This window comes from Phenylobacterium sp. RIFCSPHIGHO2_01_FULL_69_31, assembly GCF_001824475.1.
GTDB lineage: Bacteria > Pseudomonadota > Alphaproteobacteria > Caulobacterales > Caulobacteraceae > Phenylobacterium.
Genome location: NZ_MHXN01000014.1, coordinates 184,548 through 203,874, shown reverse-complemented (window position 1 = coordinate 203,874; position 19,327 = coordinate 184,548). Strand labels below are relative to the sequence as shown.

Annotated in this window: 19 protein-coding genes and 1 riboswitch; of the genes, 10 read left to right on the top strand and 9 right to left on the bottom strand. The window is 70.8% G+C overall.

All coding sequences use genetic code 11. From position 1 onward, the window contains the following. The first annotated feature begins 55 nt into the window (after positions 1 to 55). Positions 56 to 448, top strand: a complete 393-nt coding sequence (locus A2790_RS10305; RefSeq protein WP_293390863.1) for a MerR family transcriptional regulator — start codon at positions 56 to 58, stop codon at positions 446 to 448. A 50-nt stretch (positions 449 to 498) separates the two neighbouring features. Here the strand turns inward: A2790_RS10305 and purH are convergent, their stop codons facing one another. The 4 genes from purH to A2790_RS10285 all read right to left on the bottom strand — a co-directional run bounded on the left by purH (position 499) and on the right by A2790_RS10285 (position 5,914). Next, entirely contained in the window at positions 499 to 2,091 is a 1,593-nt protein-coding gene (gene purH, locus A2790_RS10300) for a bifunctional phosphoribosylaminoimidazolecarboxamide formyltransferase/IMP cyclohydrolase (protein ID WP_293390860.1), read from the bottom strand. A 25-nt stretch (positions 2,092 to 2,116) separates the two neighbouring features. Further along, a riboswitch (ZMP/ZTP riboswitch) is annotated at positions 2,117 to 2,199 on the bottom strand. A gap of 6 nt (positions 2,200 to 2,205) precedes the next feature. Next, positions 2,206 to 3,888 carry a heparinase II/III family protein gene (locus A2790_RS10295; protein WP_293390857.1) on the bottom strand — a complete coding sequence of 561 codons (1,683 nt, stop codon included), beginning with the start codon at positions 3,886 to 3,888 and terminating at the stop codon, positions 2,206 to 2,208. A gap of 7 nt (positions 3,889 to 3,895) precedes the next feature. Beyond that, positions 3,896 to 4,555 carry a ribulose-phosphate 3-epimerase gene (rpe, locus tag A2790_RS10290; RefSeq protein ID WP_293390854.1) on the bottom strand — a complete coding sequence of 220 codons (660 nt, stop codon included), beginning with the start codon at positions 4,553 to 4,555 and terminating at the stop codon, positions 3,896 to 3,898. A 69-nt stretch (positions 4,556 to 4,624) separates the two neighbouring features. Further along, positions 4,625 to 5,914, bottom strand: a complete 1,290-nt coding sequence (locus tag A2790_RS10285) for an RsmB/NOP family class I SAM-dependent RNA methyltransferase (protein ID WP_293390851.1) — start codon at positions 5,912 to 5,914, stop codon at positions 4,625 to 4,627. Positions 5,915 to 5,966: 52 nt separating this feature from the next. On the opposite strand from A2790_RS10285, the gene A2790_RS10280 reads away from it, so the two are divergent. Beyond that, on the top strand, positions 5,967 to 6,161 hold the full coding sequence (locus A2790_RS10280; protein ID WP_293390848.1) for a DUF1674 domain-containing protein: 195 nt from the start codon (positions 5,967 to 5,969) through the stop codon (positions 6,159 to 6,161). Between the two features lie 113 nt (positions 6,162 to 6,274). Here A2790_RS10280 and pyrF read toward each other — a convergent pair whose 3' ends face one another. Beyond that, complete coding sequence (gene pyrF, locus A2790_RS10275; RefSeq protein ID WP_293391433.1) at positions 6,275 to 6,967, bottom strand: orotidine-5'-phosphate decarboxylase; 693 nt, start codon at positions 6,965 to 6,967, stop codon at positions 6,275 to 6,277. 97 nt (positions 6,968 to 7,064) lie between these two features. Here pyrF and A2790_RS10270 point away from each other — a divergent pair, with 97 nt between their 5' ends. Continuing rightward, positions 7,065 to 7,751 (top strand): MarC family protein, encoded by a 687-nt coding sequence (locus tag A2790_RS10270; protein ID WP_293390846.1) that lies wholly within the window; start codon positions 7,065 to 7,067, stop codon positions 7,749 to 7,751. Here the strand turns inward: A2790_RS10270 and A2790_RS10265 are convergent. Further along, positions 7,748 to 8,548: an SDR family oxidoreductase gene (locus tag A2790_RS10265; protein WP_293390843.1), complete on the bottom strand. Its 801-nt coding sequence runs from the start codon at positions 8,546 to 8,548 to the stop codon at positions 7,748 to 7,750. The genes A2790_RS10270 and A2790_RS10265 overlap by 4 nt on opposite strands. A 187-nt stretch (positions 8,549 to 8,735) precedes the next feature. On the opposite strand from A2790_RS10265, the gene A2790_RS10260 reads away from it, so the two are divergent. The 3 genes from A2790_RS10260 (at position 8,736) to A2790_RS10250 (ending at position 12,330) form a co-directional block, all read left to right on the top strand. Next, positions 8,736 to 10,673 carry a potassium transporter Kup gene (locus tag A2790_RS10260; protein WP_293390840.1) on the top strand — a complete coding sequence of 646 codons (1,938 nt, stop codon included), beginning with the start codon at positions 8,736 to 8,738 and terminating at the stop codon, positions 10,671 to 10,673. Further along, complete coding sequence (locus tag A2790_RS10255) at positions 10,674 to 11,042, top strand: hypothetical protein (protein ID WP_293390837.1); 369 nt, start codon at positions 10,674 to 10,676, stop codon at positions 11,040 to 11,042. 64 nt (positions 11,043 to 11,106) lie between these two features. Then, a complete protein-coding gene (locus A2790_RS10250) occupies positions 11,107 to 12,330 on the top strand; it encodes an argininosuccinate synthase (RefSeq protein ID WP_293390835.1) in 1,224 nt (407 codons plus the stop codon). On the opposite strand, the gene A2790_RS10245 is transcribed toward A2790_RS10250, so the two are convergent. Next, the gene (locus tag A2790_RS10245; protein ID WP_293390832.1) at positions 12,327 to 12,533 is read right to left on the bottom strand and encodes a KTSC domain-containing protein; all 207 of its coding nucleotides are present in this window, start codon (positions 12,531 to 12,533) and stop codon (positions 12,327 to 12,329) included. The genes A2790_RS10250 and A2790_RS10245 overlap by 4 nt on opposite strands. A 128-nt stretch (positions 12,534 to 12,661) precedes the next feature. Between A2790_RS10245 and A2790_RS10240 the strand changes: the two genes are divergently transcribed. The 4 genes from A2790_RS10240 (at position 12,662) to A2790_RS10225 (ending at position 17,463) form a co-directional block, all read left to right on the top strand. Next, positions 12,662 to 13,063 carry an MAPEG family protein gene (locus A2790_RS10240; protein WP_293390829.1) on the top strand — a complete coding sequence of 134 codons (402 nt, stop codon included), beginning with the start codon at positions 12,662 to 12,664 and terminating at the stop codon, positions 13,061 to 13,063. An 85-nt stretch (positions 13,064 to 13,148) separates the two neighbouring features. Then, positions 13,149 to 13,733, top strand: coding sequence for a hypothetical protein (locus tag A2790_RS10235; RefSeq protein ID WP_293390827.1), 585 nt, complete (start codon positions 13,149 to 13,151; stop codon positions 13,731 to 13,733). Between the two features lie 190 nt (positions 13,734 to 13,923). Next, positions 13,924 to 15,969, top strand: a complete 2,046-nt coding sequence (locus A2790_RS10230; RefSeq protein ID WP_293390825.1) for a caspase family protein — start codon at positions 13,924 to 13,926, stop codon at positions 15,967 to 15,969. 24 nt (positions 15,970 to 15,993) lie between these two features. Continuing rightward, the gene (locus tag A2790_RS10225) at positions 15,994 to 17,463 is read left to right on the top strand and encodes a hypothetical protein (RefSeq protein ID WP_293390823.1); all 1,470 of its coding nucleotides are present in this window, start codon (positions 15,994 to 15,996) and stop codon (positions 17,461 to 17,463) included. On the opposite strand, the gene A2790_RS10220 is transcribed toward A2790_RS10225, so the two are convergent. Next, a complete protein-coding gene (locus A2790_RS10220; RefSeq protein ID WP_293390822.1) occupies positions 17,460 to 18,263 on the bottom strand; it encodes an NTP transferase domain-containing protein in 804 nt (267 codons plus the stop codon). The genes A2790_RS10225 and A2790_RS10220 overlap by 4 nt on opposite strands. Continuing rightward, positions 18,250 to 19,275: a hypothetical protein gene (locus tag A2790_RS10215; RefSeq protein WP_293390820.1), complete on the bottom strand. Its 1,026-nt coding sequence runs from the start codon at positions 19,273 to 19,275 to the stop codon at positions 18,250 to 18,252. The genes A2790_RS10220 and A2790_RS10215 overlap by 14 nt, the downstream gene beginning before the upstream one ends. Positions 19,276 to 19,327: the final 52 nt, after the last annotated feature.

Below are 19,327 nucleotides of genomic sequence, written 5' to 3'. Positions count from 1 at the left end.
CCCGTACAACTTCACTGGCTTGTGTAGATCTCCGGTCTCCAACGGGATGGAAGCCATGACCAGAGAGAACATCCACCACCTGCCCCGGCTCGGCATGTCGGGCGCCATGCGCCTGTTCGGCCTGACCGCCCGCGCGCTGCGCTTCTATGAGGAAAAGGGGCTGGTCGAGGCCCGCCGCGACCGGCTGAACGCCCGCTACTACGACCCCGTCGCCCGCGGCCGGCTGGAATGGATCGCCCGCCTGCGCAAGGCCGGCGTCTCACTGCCCGACATCGAAGAGGTGCTCAGCGCCGACGAGGACGGCCGCGGCCACGACTGCGCCCTACGCAAGCTGGAACGCCGCCGCGAGGCGCTGACCGCCGAGCTCGGCCAGCTGGACGAGGTGCTGGCCGATCTCCAGACGCCGCGCACCGAAGGCGCCGCCCGCAGGCTGGGACGCTCGATCTAACACCTACTGGGATGTCGTCCCGGTTGGCGCCGCCAACCGGGACGATGGCTTTAGTGCCGGAAGACCCGCACGCCGGTGAACACCATGGCTAGGCCGCGGTCGTCGGCGGCCGCGATGACCTTGTCGTCGCCGATGGAGCCGCCGGGCTGGATCACCGCGGTGCACCCCGCGTCCGCCGCCTGGATGAGGCCGTCCGGGAACGGGAAGAACGCTTCCGACGCACAGGCCGAGCCCCTCAGATCCAGGCCGAAGTCCGCGGCCCTGAGGGCGGCGATCCGAGCCGAGTCCTTTCGGTTCATCTGGCCGGCGCCGACGCCCAGGGTCTGGCCCGCGCGGGCATAGACGATGGCGTTCGACTTCACGTGCTTGGCGATGGTGAAGGCGAACAGCATGTCCCGCACCTCCTCGTCCGTCGGCGCGCGCTTGGTCACCACCGTCAGGTCCGCGGGCGTCAGGCGAGCCGCATCACGGCTCTGCACCAGGAAGCCGCCGGCCACCGAGCGGAAGGTGTTCCCGGCCGCCGCCGGGTCGGGCAGGCCGCCGGTGGTCAGCAGGCGCACGTTCTTCTTCTTCGCAAACAGCGCCACGGCGTCCGGATCGGCGTCCGGAGCGATCACCACCTCGGTGAAGATCTCCAGGATCTTTGCGGCCGTGGCGGCGTCCAGCGTCGAGTTCAGCGCCACGATGCCGCCGAACGCGCTGGTGGGGTCGCACGCCAGCGCCCGGTCGTAGGCCTCCGCCATCGAGGCGCCGGTGGCGACCCCGCACGGATTGGCGTGCTTGATGATCGCGCAGGCGGGGCCGCTCGCCGGGTCAAACTCGGCGATCAGCTCGAAGGCCGCGTCGGTGTCGTTGATGTTGTTGTAGCTCAGCTCCTTGCCCTGGAGCTGCCGGGCCGTGGCGACGCCCGTCCGGGGGTTCGGGAAGCGGTAAAAGGCGGCCGACTGGTGCGGGTTCTCGCCGTAGCGCATCGTCTGGACAAGCTCGCCGGCGAAGGCCAGGCGCTTCGGCGCGGTCTCGCCCAGGGCGCCCGCGAACCAGGTCGAGATCGCCGCGTCATAGGCCGCCGTCCGGCCATAGGCCCGCGCCGCCAGGGTCTTGCGCAAGGCCAGAGATGTCGCCCCGCCGTCCGCCAGCTCGGCCAGCACCTCGGCCATATCGGTCGGATCGGTGCAGATGGCGACGTAGCCGTGGTTTTTCGCCGCCGATCGGATCATCGCCGGCCCGCCGATGTCGATGTTCTCGACGCAGGTCTCGTAGTCGCCGCCGGCGGCCACCGTCTGCTCGAAGGGGTAGAGGTTGACGTAGACGAGGTCGATCGCGCCGATCCCGTGCTCGTCCATGGCCACCCTGTGGGCGGGGGCGTCGCGCACGCCCAGGAGGCCGCCGTGGACCACCGGATGCAGGGTCTTCACCCGGCCGTCCATCATCTCCGGGAAGCCCGTCAGGTCGGCCACGTCCTTCACCGGCAGACCCGCGTCGGCGATCGCCTTGCGGGTGCCGCCGGTGGAGACCAGCTCGACGCCGAGCGCCGCCAGCTTCTGGGCCGCCTCGATCAGGCCGGTCTTGTCGGACACCGAGATCAGGGCGCGGCGGACCACGACCTTGTCGGGCGAGGGCGGGAAATCGGGGGCTGCGGGCACGGCATTCTCCTCTGAGGTTCGATCAGGAAAATGCCCAGGCGCGCGGCGGTCTGCAGTCCGCGCTCCCCGGTGGTCGCCCACCTTTAGTCGCCAGTCACGCGGAATGGGCGCGCCTTACGCCTGCGCCTTCGGCCCGTCAATCTGCTGGCGGGCCGGCGCGAGCTTCCACCGCACCCGGGCGCCGGAGTCCGCCCGCCGCTGGCCCCGCAGCACGAGCTGCAGGCCCCGCCCGCCGGCCAGAGGTTCCAAAGCGATGTCGAGGGCGTCGTTACGCAGGATCCACCCCTCGTGGCCGCTGATCGGACGCAGCAGCACGCTCCGCCTGTCCTGCGACACCAGCGCCTGCACGCCGGGGTGCAGCGGGAAGCGCAGGGCGTAGGGGACGAAGTGCCGGCCGTCGGGACCCTGCGCCCGGGCGGTGGGCGTCAACCGGTCCTCGCCCCGCAGCTCGCCGGCCTGGGTGTCGAGGTAGAGCCGCCGCTGGTGCACCAGCCCGTGCTTCGCCATCCAGCCATGGTGCGCGAGATCCAGCCACACGGCGCCGGGAGCCTCGTGCCGCTGGGCGTTCACCGCTGCGGCGGGCGCGGCCAGGCGCGCACCCAACACCCGGGCGGGAAAGCCCCGCAGCACGCGCGCGTCAGGCAGTTCGCCCACCTCGACCGTGCAGGCGCTGGCGATCCCCCGCCCGGCGCCCGCGTCGATCAGCCGGCGGCCGCCCACCAGCACCTGCATCGCCAGCGGCTGGTCGCAGGCGTGCTCGCTCCAGGCGCCGCGGGGCGGCGGGGCGGCGTCCGCCACGATTTCCAATGTGCGCGCCTCGAGCCGCTGGTAGCCGCCGAGGTCGTTGGCCGCCGGACGGTCGCCGGTCTCGTCCTGTGCGCGGGCCGCCGCCACATAGGACGCCGAACGCGCCGCCCCGCCGTGAAAAGCCGCGAGGGCTCCATCGGCCAGGGTGAAGAAGCGCACGGTCGCGGCCAGGCGGTCGATCGCCCGCTGCACGGCGTCGGGAGCGGCCAGGCCGCGCTGGACCATGGCCTCGTCGAGGGTCTGCAGATCGAACAGCAGCTCCAGCGCCAGGTCGGGGCGGCGCGAGGCGTGGCCGCCCTCGGCCCCGACGGTCAGGTCCAGCGCGCGGCCCAGCTTGCCCAGCGCCCGGTCCAGCAGCCGCTTGCCTGCCGGCCCGCGCAGGGAGACCCCAGCCACCGCCGCGCAAGCCGCCCGCTCGGCCGCCGTCGCCACGCTGCCCGGCCCCAGGAGGTCGCGCGCCTGCCGGGCCAGGTCGCCGGCGATCTTCGCCGTCTCGGCCTCGGACGCACGGGCAGCCAGCAGCGGCCCCGCGCAGGCCAGGTTGAACACCCGGCGCGCCATGACCTCCGGCGCCCAGGAAAACGCGTTCCAGGTTCCGAATACCCGGCGCCAGTCCAGCACCAGGCGCAGGGCCTCGGCCGCCCCCTCCGGGCCGGCGGCGATCAGGTCGGGCAGCCAGTCGAACCGGTGCAGGGCCTCGGCGAAGGCCTTCGTCGGGCTGGGACGGTCCCAGGGATCCCCCCGCACGCCCACCACCAAGGTCACGCCGTCGTGGACGAAGGCGCCGGCCAGGATGGCGCGGCCGGCCTCAGCGTCCGCCGGGCGGAAGTCGCGCGGCTGCAGGCTAAAGCCGGTGGGCCGCGGCCGGGCGGTAAGCCATCGGTTGAGGGCCGCGCTGCGCCACTCCTCCGTCAGGATCCGCCCGCCGCCGACGACCAGGGCCCGCGCCAGGTGGCGGCCGGGAAGCGGTGGCGCGCGGAGCCCGGCCAAGGGCGGCTCAGCCCCGGAGGGCGGCGATGTTGGCGGCGTAAAGCTCCGCCCCGCCGCGGAAGACGGCGGTTCCGGCCACCAGGGCCGTGGCCCCCGCGGCGATGCACAGGGGCGCGGTCTCAGGCGTGACCCCGCCGTCCACCTCGAGCGGGATGTCCCGGCCCTCGGCGTCGATCATCTTCCGCAGCGCCTCGATCTTGCGAAGCTGGGAGTGCATGAACGTCTGGCCGCCGAAGCCCGGGTTGATCGACATGACCAGGATCAGGTCGATCTCGTCCATCATCCACTGGATCACCGACGGGTCGGTCGAGGGGTTGAACACCACGCCGGCCTTCGCCCCCAGCTTGCGGATCTGCTTCAGCGTCCGGTTCAGGTGTGGCCCCGCCTCGGGGTGGACGCTGACGTAGTCGGCCCCGGCGTTCACGAAGGCCTCGATATACGGGTCGGCCGGGGCGATCATCAGGTGGCAGTCGAACGGGATCTTGGCATGTGGCCGCAGCGCCTTCACCACGTCCGGCCCGATCGTGATGTTCGGCACGAAGTGGCCGTCCATCACGTCCACATGCACCCAGTCGGCGCCGGCGGCCTCGATGGCGGCAACCTCCTCCCCCAGCCGCGCGAAGTCGGAGGCGAGGATCGAAGGGGCGATGATGGTCCTGCTGGCCATGGTTCCGCTTAGCCTGATGCGGGCCCTACTGCCAATCACGCGTGGCAGCGAAGGCCCATGACGCCGCGCTCACGCCTGCCGCCTCATCCGGGCGACGTAGAAGCCGTCCGTCCCGCCCGCGCGATGTTGCGGCAGGATCCGCAGGGTCCCGTCCGCGCGCAGGCTGGCCTCGGGCGCCCCGCCTTCGCCGGGCGTCATCGGCTCGAGGGCGAAGTCGGGATGGCGCGACAGGAAGGTAGCCACCTGGCCTTCGCCCTCCTCCAGCTCCAGCGAGCAGACGCAGTAGACCAGCCGGCCGCCGGGCTTCACCCGCCTGGCGGCGCTGGCCAGCAGCCGGGTCTGGACGCTGGAGAGCTTGGGGATGTCCGCCGGGCTCGCCACCCACAGCATGTCGGGGTGGCGGCGGAAGGTGCCGGTGGCCGAGCAGGGCGCGTCCAGCAGCACGCCGTCGAAGGTCCGCCCGTCGCTCCAGTCCGCACCGTCGGCGACCACCACCTCGGCGGTGAGCCCGGTGCGGGCGAGGTTCTCGGACACCCGCTTGATGCGGCCGGCCGAGCGGTCGAGGGCGGTTACCTTCGCGCCCGCCTCGGCGAGCTGTAGCGTCTTGCCACCCGGCGCGGCGCACATGTCCAGCGCAGTCTCTCCGGCCTTCACCCCCAGTAGCCGCGCGGGGATGGCGGCCGAGGCGTCCTGCACCCACCAGCGGCCTTCGGCGAAGCCGGGCCACGTCGAGACCTCGCCCTTCAGCCCCACGCGCAGGCTGCCGCCCGGCAGGGGCTCGGCCTCCAGCGCGGACGCCAGGTCGCCCGCGTCAGCCTTGGGCGTCACATCGGTCGCAGGCTCCGCGCCGATCAGGGCGGCGATGGCGGCGGCGTTGTCCGGGCCATAGGCGGCACGCCACCGTGCGGCCAGCCAGGTGGGCGCCATCAGGTCGGGATCGTCGAGGTTCGGCGGCTCGCGCGTCAGGCCGCGCAGCACGGCGTTGACCAGTCCTTTCAGCGCCGCCCCGCCCTTCTGGGCGGCGGCCAGATCGACCGTCGCCCCCACCGCCGCGTGCGCCGGCGTCTTCAGCACCAGCAGCTGGGCCGCGCCCAGGCGCAGCACGTTCACGATCCGCTCGGGCGGCGCCTTCTTCAGTCGCGCCTGCAGGGCGGTGTCGATGGGTCCCAGCCAGCGCAGGGTGGCCATCACCAGGGCGCGGGCGAAAGCGCGGTCCCGCGGCTCCAGCGCCGCGAGGGCCGGGTGCGAAAGCCCTTCGTCCAGACCCGCCCGCCGCGACAGGGCGGTGGTCAGGAGGTCGAGGGCGGCGGCGCGTGCGGGCAGGCCGCGGACGTCTTCAGGCGTATCGGTCGAAGTCACGGCGGCGGCGTGCCCTCTTGGGCCGGCGCGCGCAAGGGATTAGATCAAGGGCATGGACGATCTCCCGCCCAACGCCGCCCCCGACAAGGCGCTGACGCCCGCCGCCCGCCGCGCCCTGGAAGAGGCCGCCGCCCGCCACGCCGCCGAGGCTGAGGCCGCCCGCGCCTATGAAGAAGGCGGCCCCAAGGGCCCCGAGCCCACCCGCTTTGGCGACTGGGAGCGCAAGGGCATCGCGGTGGATTTTTGATTGCTCCCCCGTCGGGGGAGCTGTCGGCGAATGCCGACTGAGGGGGTCTTCAACGGCCCTGGAGACCCCCCTTCCCTTCGGGCCGCCTCCCCCGACGGGGAGGAAGCGGCTCGTTAAACCCCTAGCATCTCCGCCGCCACGCGCCGGGCGGCGGCCTGGGGATCGTTGGCGGCGGTGATGGGACGGCCGCAGACGATGTGGCTGGCGCCGGCCTTCAGGGCGTCGGAGGGTGTCGCGGCGCGCGCCTGGTCGTTCTTGGCGGCCCAGTCGGGGCGTACGCCCGGGGTCACCACGAGGAAGTCCTTGCCGCCGAGCTTGCGCGCCAGCTCGGCCTCGTGCGGGCTGGCGATCACCCCGTCGCAGCCGGCGGCAATGGCCTGGTGGATGCGGCGCTCGACCAGGGCGCGGGCGGTCTCGTGGTAGCCGGTCTCGATCAGGTCTTCGTCCGTCAGGCTGGTCAGCACGGTCACGGCGAGGATTTTGAGGTTCGACGCCCCCCGGCCCCGCACCGCCGAGGCCATCACCTGGGGCTCGCCGTGCACCGTCAGGAAGTCGCAGCCCGAGCCGGCCAGCACCGCGGTCGCGCGCTGCACCGTGGTGCCGATGTCGTGCAGCTTCCAGTCCAGGAACACCTGCTTGCCGGCCGCCTTCAGCTCGCGGGCCAGGGTCATGCCCTCGCCGCCGGCGAACAGCTCCAGGCCGACCTTGTAGAAGGCGACGGCCTCGCCCAGGGCCTCGACCATCGCCCGCGCCTCGGCCACCGAGGGCAGGTCCAGCGGAATGATCAGGCGCGGATCGGCCTTCACGGACGGTTGCGCGAGCACGGTTGCGGCGGCCATGGTTCTGGCTCCGGGTTGGGCGGCAGGGTGGCCCGCCGTCTTCGAATTGGGCTAAGACCCTGACATGAGCCAGGCCGAGTTCGCGGTCAACTTCTTCGTCGCCCTGTTCGCCCTGATCGACCCGGTCGGGAACGTCCCGCTGTTTGCCGCCGCGACGGCCGGCGCGAAATCGCGCGATCGGGCGTGGATCTCGCTCTACATCTCGCTCTTCGTCCTGGGCTTCCTGACGCTGTTCTACTTCTCGGGCCTCAGCCTGCTGGAGTTCTTCGGCATCTCGCTGCCCGCGTTCCGCATCGCCGGCGGCATCATCCTGTTCCTGCTGGGGCTGGAGATGGCCCGCGACGACTTCACCGCCACCTTCACCGAGGCCGCGGACGCGCCGGTCGTCACGGGGCGCGCCTATGTCCGCAAGCGGTTCGAGCGGATGATCGTGCCCTTCGCCATGCCGCTGCTGATCGGTCCGGGCGCGATCTCCACCGTGGTGATCTATGCCAGCCAGGCCCGCAGCTTCGGCCTGCAGGGCGCCGCCATCGGCGTGGGCGTCATCGGCGGGGTGGCGCTGGCCACCTTCCTGTCGTTCCTGGCGACGCCGATCATCACCAGGATCCTGGGCCGGATCGGCCTGACCATCGTGGTCCGGGTTCTGGGGCTGATCCTCTGCGCCCTGGCGATCCAGTTCATCCTGGCCGGCTTCGCCGAGAGCACCACCGGCTTCATCCGCCCCGGCGTCGCCAACCCCTACGGGCACTAGAGCTTGCGGAAGCGGCTGCCCTGCGACGCCATCAGGCCCAGGACCCAGTCCTCCGGCACGGCCTTCGCGATGGCGGCGATGGCCTTGTTGGGCGCACCAGGAACGCAGACGGCGCGGTTGGCCTCCACCGCCTCGTAGCCCGCCGCGGCGACCTCGTCGGCGCCCATCCAGAGCCAGGCCGGCGTGGACGAACTGGCCAGCTCACGGGTGCCGTTCACGTCGTGGAATTCGGACCAGGTGAAGCCCGGGCACAGGGCCGAGACGTGAACGCCGTCCCCGGCGACTTCCAGGTGCAGACTCTGGGAGAACCGCACCAGGAACGCCTTCGACGCGGCGTAGAGCGTGTGGCCGGCCGCCGGCGGGACCAGCCCCGCCAGGGAGGCGACGTTGACGATCCGCCCGAACCGGCGCTGCCGCATTCCGCCCAGCACCCGGTGCGCCAGTTCGCAGGACGCCGTGGTCATGACCTGGATGAAGGCGGCCTGGTCCTTCCAGAGCGTCTCGCCGTAGCCGCCGGGCAGGCCGTAGCCGGCGTTGTTCACCAGGCAGTCCACGGTGCGGCCGTGCGCGGTCAGGTGGTCCAGGATGTCGCCCGGCGCCTCGGGCTCGGCGAGGTCGGCGGCCACCGTCAGGGTCTGGACGCCCCAGCGCAGCCGGATCTCCTCGGCCAGGGCGTCCAGGCGCTCGATCCGTCGGGCGGTGAGCGCCAGGTCGTACCCGTGGCTGGCCAGGATACGGGCGAAGGCGGCCCCGATGCCTGCCGACGCGCCGGTCACGAGCGCCAGTTTTCGATCCATTCCGGGCCCCCGAACCGTTCGCGTCGAAACTAGAGCGACAGTCGCCCCGTTCAAGGCGCAAGCTGGGCTGCGACACCTGCGACGGAGGTCGTGCGATTGTACGCCGTTCGGATTGGGTGTATTCGCGCCCGCCGCGACGGCATCGGGCCGCGAACGAGGGTCTTTCGGGACCCTTCGGAGATATTGGATGGCTGATCCGTCGGTCGACGCTCAAAAGGCGTCCGAAGACACGTCGCAATCCCAGAACGGGCACGGCTCGAAGAAGGAAGGATTCTGGGCGCTGGCGCTCGGGTCCGTCGGCGTGGTGTTCGGCGACATCGGCACCAGCCCGCTCTACGCCATGCGCGAGGCCCTGGGGCACAGCCGCGGCGGCGGCGGCGGCGAGATGGCCGTCCTGGGCGTGGTCTCGCTGATCACCTGGGCCCTGATCCTGATCGTGACGATCAAGTACGTCGTCTTCCTGATGCGCGCCGACAACAAGGGCGAGGGCGGCACCCTGGCCCTGATGGCCTTGGCCCAGCGGGTCAGCCCCGGCGGGCGCTCGCGGATCATCTTCTTCCTGGGAGTCCTCGGCGCGGCGCTGTTCTACGGCGACGGCATCATCACGCCGGCGGTCTCGGTGCTGGGCGCCGTGGAGGGGCTCAGGGACGCGCCGGGCGTGCCGGCGCGCGCCGGCGACCTGGTGCTGCCGATCTCGGCGTTCATCCTGATCTGCCTGTTCCTGGTGCAGTCGCGCGGCACGGCCAGCATGGCCAGGTTCTTCGGGCCCATAACCGCCGTGTGGTTCCTGACCCTGGCCGGCCTCGGCCTGCTCCACATTTCGGACGACTTCTCGATCCTGCGCGCCGTGTCGCCGCACTACGGCGTCATGTTCCTGATCGACAACGGTTTTCTGGGCTTCATCATCCTGGGCAGCGTCTTCCTGGCGGTGACCGGCGCCGAGGCGCTGTACGCCGACATGGGGCACTTCGGGAAAGGACCGATCCGCGTGGCGTGGCTGGGCCTCTGCCTGCCGGCCCTGGTCCTGAACTACTTCGGCCAGGGCGCCCTGGTGCTGGCGCACCCGGAGTCCCGCGCCAACCCCTTCTTCGACATGATCCCCGAGGTCGCCTACTGGCCCGTCCTGCTGCTGGCGACCCTGGCCGCCATCATCGCCAGCCAGGCGGTGATCACCGGCGCCTTCTCCATGACCCAGCAGGCGGTATCGCTCGGACTGTTCCCGCGCATCGACATCCGGCGGACGTCCGAAACCCAGGCCGGCCAGATCTATGTCCCGCAGGTGAACACCTTCCTGCTGGTGGGCGTCCTGGTGCTGCTGGTGATGTTCCGCACCTCGTCGAACCTGGCCTCGGCCTACGGCATCGCGGTCACCGGCTCGATGTTCGTCGACACCCTGCTGTTCTTCTACATCGTGCGGTACATGTGGAAGCGGCCGGTCTGGCAGGCTGCGGGCGCCTCGCTCGCCTTCGGCGCCCTGGACGTGGTCTTCATCACGTCCAACCTCCTGAAGTTCTTCGACGGCGCCTGGCTGCCCCTCGTCCTGGGCGCGGCCCTGGTGGTGATCATGTGGACCTGGACCCGCGGCGCCCAGATCCTCACCGACAAGACGCGGCGCGACAGCGTTTCGCTCACTGAGCTTGCCGACATCCTCAAGGCGCGCGCGCCGCACCGGGCGCCGGGCACGGCGATCTTCCTGACGAGCGATCCGGACACCGCCCCGGTCGCGCTGATGCACAACCTCAAGCACAACAAGGTGCTGCACGAGAAGAACATTATCCTGTCGGTGCACACCGCCGAGACGCCGCGGGTCAGCGACGACAACCGCGTGCGGATCGAGCCGGTGAACGAGGACTTCAAGAAGGTCATCATCGGCTACGGCTTCATGGAGCAGCCGAACGTGCCCAAGGCCCTGGGCCTGTGCCGCAAGCAGGGGCTGAAGTTCGACATCATGGCCACGTCGTTCTTCTTAGGGAGGCGCAGCGTGGTCCCCTCCGCCCAATCGGGCATGCCGCTCTGGCAGGACAAGCTGTTCATTTTCCTGATGAAGAACGCCGCCAACCCGACCGACTTCTACAAGATCCCGCCGGGCCGCGTGGTCGAGATGGGGACCCAGGTCACCGTCTAGATGCTCACCGCCCTGCACTTCATCGCCGACGGCCTGTGGATCGTCGCCATGGCCCTGATCGCCTCCACCAGCCGGGGCGCGCTGAAGCGCGTGCCGGCCGACGCGAGGATGCCGATGCAGTGGGGCAAGGATGGCCGTCCCACCTGGCGGCTGGCCCGCAACGTCGCCCTGGGCGCGATGTTCGGCACGCCGCTGGTGCTGGGCCTTGCGCTGTCGGCCCTGTCGCGGCTGGCGGTCCACGACCTGCAGTCGGCGGTCATCCTCTTCCTCACGCGCGCCCTGCTGGCGGGGCTGTTCGCCGTGGTGTGCCTGACATGGCTGCGAGGCAGTCTGCGCACGCTGGAGGACGAGGGCGTGGTTTCGCCTTGAACCCTCGGGCCGCCTGCCCTTAAAGGCGCGACGTCTCCGCTTCTCTCCGAAGGCTCCCAACCCCATGGCCGACATCAAGAAGGTCGTCCTCGCCTATTCCGGCGGGCTCGACAGCTCCACCATCGTCAAGTGGCTGCAGACCGAGCTGGGCGCCGAGGTGGCGACCTTCACGGCCGACCTGGGCCAGGGGGAGGAGGTCGAGCCGGCGCGTCACAAGGCCATCACCCTGGGCGTGAAGCCGGAATACGCCTTCGTCGAGGACGTGCGGGAGGAGTTCGTCCGCGACTACGTCTTCCCGATGTTCCGCGCCAACACGGTCTACGAGGGCCAGTACCTGCTCGGCACCTCGATCGCCCGGCCCCTGATCGCCAAGAAGCAGATCGAGATCGCCCGGAAGATCGGCGCCGACGCGGTGGCCCACGGCGCGACCGGCAAGGGCAACGACCAGGTCCGCTTCGAGATCGCCTACTACGCCCTGGAGCCCGACATCCACGTGGTGGCGCCCTGGCGCGAGTGGGACTTCAAGAGCCGCGAGGCGCTGCTGGACTTCGCCGAGAAGCACCAGATCCCGATCACCAAGGACAAGCGCGGCGAGGCGCCGTTCAGCGTCGACGCCAACCTGCTGCACTCCTCCTCTGAGGGGAAGGTGCTCGAGGACCCGGCGGTCGAAGCGCCCGAGTTCGTCCACCAGCGCACGATCAGCCCCGAGGATGCGCCGGACAAGCCGACCGTCTTCACCATGGATTTCGAGAACGGCGATCCCGTGGCCATCGACGGCGAGAAGCTGTCGCCGGCCGCGCTGCTGACCAAGCTGAACCAGCTGGGCCACGACAACGGCGTCGGCCGCCTCGACCTGGTGGAAAACCGCTACGTCGGCATGAAGTCGCGCGGCGTCTACGAGACCCCCGGCGGCACGATCCTGCTCCACGCCCACCGCGGCATGGAATCGATCACCCTCGACCGCGGGGCCATGCACCTGAAGGACGAGCTGATGCCGAAGTACGCATCGCTCATCTACAACGGCTTCTGGTTCGCCCCCGAGCGCGAGATGCTGCAGGCGGCCATCGACCTCTCGCAGAAGAACGTCACCGGCCAGGTGCGGGTGAAGCTCTACAAGGGCGGCGTGACCGTGATCGGCCGCACCAGCCCCTATTCGCTGTACGACCAGGAGCTGGTCACCTTCGAAGAGGGCAAGGTCGCCTACGACCACCGCGACGCGGCGGGCTTCATCAAGCTCAACGCCCTGCGCCTGCGCGTGGCCGCCAAGCGCGACAAGCGCAGCGGTTAGGTTTCCAGCCGGTTGTAAGGGTACTGGTCGCGGATCTCGGCCTGGAAGAAGCGGCCCTTTGAGTCCGCGTCCAGGAACGAGCGATGCACCTCGCCCGGCACGCCCACATAGATGTAGCGCTCGCCGCTGGCGAAGCGGACGAGCAGCTTCTCGTGGTCCTGGTCGTAGTCGATGGCCTGGATGGCCGTGGATTCGACGTCCATCGGCAGTCTCCCAAGGGCTGTTCGCCCCGTAGAACGCGCGGCGCGATCCAATCGGTTCCCCCGGGACGCATAAGGCGCCACTGTCGCGGCAACGGCGGCGCTTGTTCGCCGCGGGCTCGGGAGGCCTCATGCAAAGTCACGCCTACGTCGCGATCGTCAGCCTGCTGGCGCTGCTGGTCTACTTCTGGATGGGGCTCCAGGTGGGCAAGGCCCGCGCCAAGTGCGGGATCCAGGCGCCGACGATGACCGGCGATCCCGTGCTGGAGCGTACGATCCGCGCGCACCACAACACCCTGGAATGGCTGCCGCTGTTTCTCGTGCCCCTCTGGCTGTTTGCCGTCTACTGGAGCGATCTCTGGGCGGCCGTGATCGGGCTGGCCTGGATCGTGGGCCGCATCGTCTACCAGCTGGGCTATGTGGCCGACCCCAAGAAGCGCGAGGCCGGCTTCCTGATCCAGGCCCTGGCCGTCGCCGTACTGCTGTTCGGAGCCCTCGGCCGCCTCGTCTATGTGCTGGCGGTGACGGGCTGATTGATACGCCGCAACCACAATTGCGGCGAAGTGTTGTGAAATATAAGTTCGCCCAAGAGGGGCTGTTCGAGTTCGAGATCCGACAATGTCAAGGAAATCAGCCGCTTTCGTCGTCGCCCTGGCCCTGTCGGCCGGGCTCGCCGCCTGTGCGACGCCGACGCCTTACCAGCCCAACGTCAAGGGGCAGTCGACCGCCGGGGGTTATTCCGAGATCCGGTTGGAGCCCAACCGCTATCGCGTGAACTTCATGGGCAACTCTTTGACCAGCCGCGAGACGGTGGAGGGGTATCTCCTCTTCCGCGCCGCCGAGCTGACGGTCGAGAGCGGCTACGACTGGTTCGCCATCGTCGACCGCGACACCGACAAGAAGACCCAGACCTACGTCGAGCCCGATCCCTTCTACCGGCCCTGGTACGGATCCTACGGCTTCTGGCGGCCGTCGTGGCGGTATTACGGCAGCGGCTATGGCTGGCGCGGCTGGGATCCCTTCTGGGGCGACCCCTTCTGGGCCGACCGCGTCGATGTCCGCACCGTCGAGCGTTTCGAGGCCTCGGCCGAGATCGTGATGCAGAAGGGGGCCAAGCCCGCCGACGACGTCCGGGCCTTCGACGCCCGCGCCGTCATCGAGAACCTGAAGCCGCGGGTTCAGTACCCCGAACCCCGGCGCTGAGGCCGACGCTTTCCCCCCGCCGCCCGGCGACGGAGGGAAGGCGCGACATCGACCCGCACGCCCGGCGCCTCCAAGCGCGCCCTTCCAACGAATAAAGAGAATGTTCCGCGAATCCGCCGGCTTGCCGTTTGCAAGCGGCGCCGTATCGGATTTTCGGGTACTGTGAAGGTTGGGCTGGAGGGTGGAAGTCATGCGTAGGGCGTCGTCGCCCCGTGTCGGCCGTTGGCCGAAGCGCCGCTGGAAGGCGGTGTTCGCGGCGGTCGTGATCAACGTCGTGGCGGTCAACGGGGCCTGGGCGGCCCAGCGCGTCGCCCTCATCGTCGGCGTCTCCAAGTACGACAAGGTCCCGAGCCTGGCGAACCCGGCCAAGGACGCCCGGCTGGTGCAGACCACCCTGCAGAAGCTGGGCTTCCAGGTGAAGGTGCTGACGGACCCCAACCGCAACCAGCTGATCGAGGGCCTGGGCGAGTTCGAGGAGGACGCCAAGGGTTCGGAGGCGGCGGTCATCTACTACGCCGGCCACGGCGCGATGATCGATGGCGTCAACTACCTGCTTCCCAAGGACGCCCTCAGCACGAACAAGTCGGCCCTGACCGGCACCTCCGTCGAGTCCGCCCGCCTGGGCCAGGCGATGATGGGCGCCAAGGCCGTGCGCCTGATCATCCTGGACGCCTGCCGCAACAATCCCACCGCCACCCGCAGCATCGGCGGCAACAGCCGGGGCCTCGCCCGCGAGACCGGCCCTACCAGCGTCGCCGTCGTCACCCTGATGGCTGCCGGGCCCGGCCAGGTGGCCCAGGACGGCGCGGGCGGGGCCGCCAACAGCCCGTTCGCCATCGCCCTGACCCAGGCCCTCACCCGGCCCGGCATCACCGTAGGCGAGCTGCCCAGCTACGTGCAGGCCGAGGTCGAGCGGATGACCGAGGGCGAGCAGACGCCCGACCTGCAGGGCATCTGGCCCAATGTGCACTGGAGCTTCGACCCCAACGGTCCGGTCAAGTCCGCCGCGGCCAGCGGCGCCGACCTCACCAAGATCAAGTGGGAGAAGGACCAGGTCTTCTGGAACACGGTCAAGGATTCGGACGATCCGGCCGACTTCAGGGCCTATATGGAGGCCCAGGACCGCGGCGAGATCACCGGCTCCTTCCGCAAGCTCGCCGCCAACCGGATCCGGGCGCTCGAGAGACTGCCCGCCGGCTCGTTCCAGGTGGCGTCGCGCTCGGCCCAGCCCGGGCAGGACCTGGTGGTCAGCGCCCGCGAGGCCTTCGCCCGCGGGGATTACGCCGCCGCCGCCCGCGACTGGAACACCGCCGCCAAGGCCGGCAACGGCGCGGCCATGTACAACCTCGGCGTCATGTCGCTCACGGGCAAGGGCGCGCCCAAGGACGCCGCCGCCGCCGCGCGCTGGTTCAAGGCCTCCGCCGACGCCGGCCATTCGGGCGGCATGGTCAACTGGGCCCTGTGCCGCCTGAACGGCTTCGGCACAGCCAAGGACGAACGCGACGGGTTCGGCTGGCTGCAGAAGGCGTCCGACAAGGGCTCGGCCACCGCCATGGGCATGCTGGCCGAGGCCTATCTGCGCGGCCGCGGCGTGGCCCAGGATCCGCGCCAAGCGGCCGGATGGCTGCAGAAGGCGGTGGACGCCGGCGACGGTCCTTCAATCGCCCAGCTCGGCGACCTCTACGAGCGCGGCCAGGGCGTGCCGCGCGATCCGCGGCGGGCGTTCACCCTCTACGAGCGGGCGGCCGTGGCCGGCGACACCGACGCCATGGTGCGCCTGGGCTACGCCTACGAGGACGGCGAGGCGGTGGCCAAGGACGAGGTCCAGGCGGCCACCTGGTACCAACGCGCCGCCGAGGCCGGCAACAGCGAGGGGATGTCCAGCCTGGCCGTCATGCTCGAAAGCGGTAGCGGACTACCGCAGGACTATGCGCGCGCCGCAGAATACTATCGGTTGGCCGCAAACGCCGGTGACGCCCGCGGCTATCTTGGCCTAGGCAGCATGACCGCGCGTGGGGCGGGCGTGCGGGCCAATCCGGCCGAGGCGGTGCGGCTGTTCCAGGCCGCCGCCGACCGGGGCAGCGCGCTCGCCATGCGAAACCTCGGCATCATGTACGAGACCGGCCAGGGCGTGCGCGCCGACCGGAAGAAGGCGATCGACTACTACCGCAAGGCGCTTGCGGCCGGCGACCAGGACGCTCGCGGCGAACTGGAACGGCTCGGGGCCGAAAGCTAGACGACGGGAAGACGGGGGACGACGATGGAAACGCTTCGCAACGCACGCCGCCTGCGTATGGCGGTCAGCGCTGTCGCGCTGCTCAGCCTGACGGTGCAGCCGGTCATGGCCCAGGGCAAGGGCGGCAAGGACGCGGTGCTCAATGCCTGCGCGGCCCAGCGGGCGCCGCTGCAGAAGCTCGACAAGGAGTACGACGACCTCAAGAAGTCGAAGATGAGCGCCGCCATCGGCGAGGGTCTGAAGACCGGCGCCATGGTGCTGGCCAAGGGCGTGGCCAGCGGCGGGTTCGGACGCGGCGGCGGCGGCTTCGGCAGCGGCTTCGGCGGCGGCCTGGGCGGCATGGGCAACCTGATGGGCGCCGTGGGCGGCATGGCTATGCAGAGCGCGGCGCAGCAGCAGGCGGGTGGCGGCCAGGCTCCATCCGGCGGCGCCTCGCTGATGTTCGGCCAGGACATGCTGACCGGCGCCATGGGCCTCAATGTGCCGGGCGTCAGCGGCTACGGCGGCTTCGGCGGCAGCGGCGGCGACAGCATGAAGGCCTATGCCGCGCTCGCCGTGCTGGTGGCCATCGTCGCCACCGCCGACGCCTACGCCAAGCTCAAGGAGCAGGAGGCGGGCGGCGACCTGAAGAAGGCCTCGTTCAACATCGACCAGGACGCCGGCCGGCAGCTGGCCGTGAGCCGGTCCATCGCCGACAACGGCGCGGCCTTGGTGGAGTGCCGCTCGGCGCAGCTCACCGACATCAACAACCGCCTGGCCACCGCCAGCAACGACAAGGATCGCAAGGCGATCCGACGCGAGCGCACCGAGCTGACCAGCGCGCTCAAGAAGGACATCGACCTCACCGGCGGCGTGGTCGAGCAGCATACGGGCATGGCCAAGACCTTCACCCAGGGCCGGGCCATGACGGACGGCACGTCCGAGGCCGAGGTCCTGGGCTCCCAGGCGCCGGCCTATGCCGCGGCGCCGGCGGTGACCAAGCTGTCGATGCCCAAGGGCTCGGGCGCGGGCGCGTCGGGCGAGGCGCCGTCCACCGCCCCGGCCGCGGCCCCGCCGGCCCTGGTGACGGTGAAGGCGGCCGTCGTCCGCTCGGCGCCGGTGGCGTCCGCCGCGCCCGTGAAGAGCCTGCCCGTCGGCAGCGCCCTGCAGGCCAAGGTGGCCGCCGCCGACGGCGGCTGGTGGGAAGTCGATGTGGGCGGCCAGACGGGCTATGTCCGCGCCTCGGAAGTCGGCCCGCCGGGATCCGCCCCCGCCGCGCCGGTCCAGACCGCCGCCAAGGGCGGGGCTCGCGGTAAGGCCGCCGCCGCCCGCCCCGCGCCGCCGCCGCCGCCCGCCCCGGTCGGCCCCAGCAACATCCGCGCCTACAACCAGTCGGTCATCGCCGCCCGCGACAACGGCAAGGGACGCCTCGCGACCCTGATGACCGACATCCAGACGGCGGAGCGCCGCGAGTCGGTCCTCTACGCTTGGCTCTCGAACTTCGGGCTGGGTTAAGCGGCCAACGCCTGCCGCCGGCGCGCCAGCAAGGCGTCGGCGCAGGCGTAGGTGCGGGCGTTGTCCACGTCGATGGCGTGCGATCCGTCCGCAAGCACCACCGGTTCGACCCGCAGCCCGAAGCCGCGGGAAACCCGTCGGAGCGCGCCGCGCAGGGTCAGCCGTCCCAGCAGCATCAGGGCCAGGTTGACGGGCCCCAGCGCGGCGATCATCCGCAGCGGCTTCTTGGCGAACTGCCCACCGCTGCGAAAGCTCTCCGCCGCCCGCAGCGCGCCGGCGCCGGCCAGGGCGTAGAGGTTGCAGTTGGAATAGGCGTCGTCGGCGAAGCGGTAGAACCGGCGCTGTCCTTCCGGATGCGCGGCCAGCACCGCGGCCCGCGTCGCCACGGCCAGGGTCACGTCCGCCCCGCCCGCCAGCTGGGCCAGCACGGCCCGCACCGCGCCCGGCGTCAGCAGCACGTTGTCCGACGTCGTGATGAGCATCGGGCCGCCGACCCCGACCGCGGCGGCATGGACGCTGTCGGCCAGGTTGTCGGCGGCGGTCACGAAGTCCACCGGCGCGCCGCGGGGCATGGCCTCGGCGATGGCCGCTTCAGCCTGCGGCTCCACGACGATGCGGATCCGGGTGAGGCTGGGCGTCGCGAGCAGGGCGTCGACCACGTGGCGGACCAGCGGCGCCCCCTGGATCGGCGCCAGGCTCTTGTTCGCCACGCCCGCCTCGGCGGCCAGGGGATCGACGCGCCCGTCCCGCTGGGCGGCCAGCACGATCGCCGTGAACGGCGGGACGTCAGGCCGCGACATCGAGCCGCTGTCCCAAGAGGCCCTGGCGGCGCAGGCTCTCGGCCAGGATGGTCTCGATCAACTCGCCGTGGCTCCAGCCGATCTGGGCGGCCGCCATGGAGATGGTCTTCCGGGACCAGAGATTGCAGTTGAGGTTCACCTCCAGGAACTGGATCGCGCCCGTGGTCACGTCGATCCGGAACTCGAACCGCCCGTAGTCGAAGGGCGTGAACTCCCGCATCATCTCGCGGGCCCGCTCTTCGACGACCGCCAGCACCTGCGGGTCAGCCAGGGGCCGGATCTCGTAGGCCTGGCCGGCGGTGAGGTTGCGCTTCTCCTGGTAGGTGCGCAGCAGGGCCGGATCGGCCTGCTCGACGATGTGGGTCGGCAGGATCACCGGCGCACCGTCGACGGTGACGACCGAGACCTCGATATCGTGGCCCGCGATGAAAGGTTCGACGAGGGCGTCGTGGCCCTCCTCCTGCAGGCGGATGACCGCGGACTGGACGCCCGCCCAGTCGTAGGCGTCGCCGACGCCCCAGCTGGCCGAGCTGGCGTTCGGCTTGATCACATAGCGCTCGGCTGTCGGGACCTGCGCCTGCTCGACCGGCGCGCCCTGGCGGAAGATGGCCCACGGCGCGGTCGGGATACCCCGGGCCAGGGCGGCGCGCTTGCTGAGATGCTTGTCGTCGGCCAGGCCGCGCAGGATCGGGCTGGCGCCCAGGTACGGGACGCCCTGCCGCTCACAGAGGAGGGGCAGCATCATCTCGGAGTTGAGGAAGCCGCCGCGGTTCAGGAGCGGAAAGACGAAGTCCACCAGCGGCTCGTCGAACAGCACCCGGTAGTCGTCGGCCAGCATCAGGTTCAGGCCCATCGCCTCCAGCGTGGAGCGCATCTCGCGGTGATAGGTGGCGTGGGTCCCGTCTTCCGGGTGCAAGCCGCCCTCCCAGCGGGCGTGCTTGGCGATGAACAGGATCCGGAGGGCGCGCTTGAGGCTCGCCGGAATGCTTCGCGGCGTCGGGTGACGGCTCATCGGATTCTCCCACATCCGTGGACCGGCGAGCGGTCGGCTCCCCATGGCCGAC

Coding starts and splice junctions, on each gene's coding strand:
- A2790_RS10225 (WP_293390823.1), top strand. CDS start 15,994: ATGGAAACGCTTCGCAACGCACGCCGCCTGCGTATGGCGGTCAGCGCT.
- A2790_RS10305 (WP_293390863.1), top strand. CDS start 56: ATGACCAGAGAGAACATCCACCACCTGCCCCGGCTCGGCATGTCGGGC.
- A2790_RS10230 (WP_293390825.1), top strand. CDS start 13,924: ATGCGTAGGGCGTCGTCGCCCCGTGTCGGCCGTTGGCCGAAGCGCCGC.
- A2790_RS10260 (WP_293390840.1), top strand. CDS start 8,736: ATGGCTGATCCGTCGGTCGACGCTCAAAAGGCGTCCGAAGACACGTCG.
- A2790_RS10250 (WP_293390835.1), top strand. CDS start 11,107: ATGGCCGACATCAAGAAGGTCGTCCTCGCCTATTCCGGCGGGCTCGAC.
- A2790_RS10270 (WP_293390846.1), top strand. CDS start 7,065: ATGAGCCAGGCCGAGTTCGCGGTCAACTTCTTCGTCGCCCTGTTCGCC.
- A2790_RS10255 (WP_293390837.1), top strand. CDS start 10,674: ATGCTCACCGCCCTGCACTTCATCGCCGACGGCCTGTGGATCGTCGCC.
- A2790_RS10235 (WP_293390827.1), top strand. CDS start 13,149: ATGTCAAGGAAATCAGCCGCTTTCGTCGTCGCCCTGGCCCTGTCGGCC.
- A2790_RS10240 (WP_293390829.1), top strand. CDS start 12,662: ATGCAAAGTCACGCCTACGTCGCGATCGTCAGCCTGCTGGCGCTGCTG.
- A2790_RS10215 (WP_293390820.1), bottom strand. CDS start 19,275: ATGAGCCGTCACCCGACGCCGCGAAGCATTCCGGCGAGCCTCAAGCGC.
- rpe (WP_293390854.1), bottom strand. CDS start 4,555: ATGGCCAGCAGGACCATCATCGCCCCTTCGATCCTCGCCTCCGACTTC.
- A2790_RS10280 (WP_293390848.1), top strand. CDS start 5,967: ATGGACGATCTCCCGCCCAACGCCGCCCCCGACAAGGCGCTGACGCCC.
- A2790_RS10245 (WP_293390832.1), bottom strand. CDS start 12,533: ATGGACGTCGAATCCACGGCCATCCAGGCCATCGACTACGACCAGGAC.
- A2790_RS10220 (WP_293390822.1), bottom strand. CDS start 18,263: ATGTCGCGGCCTGACGTCCCGCCGTTCACGGCGATCGTGCTGGCCGCC.
- A2790_RS10265 (WP_293390843.1), bottom strand. CDS start 8,548: ATGGATCGAAAACTGGCGCTCGTGACCGGCGCGTCGGCAGGCATCGGG.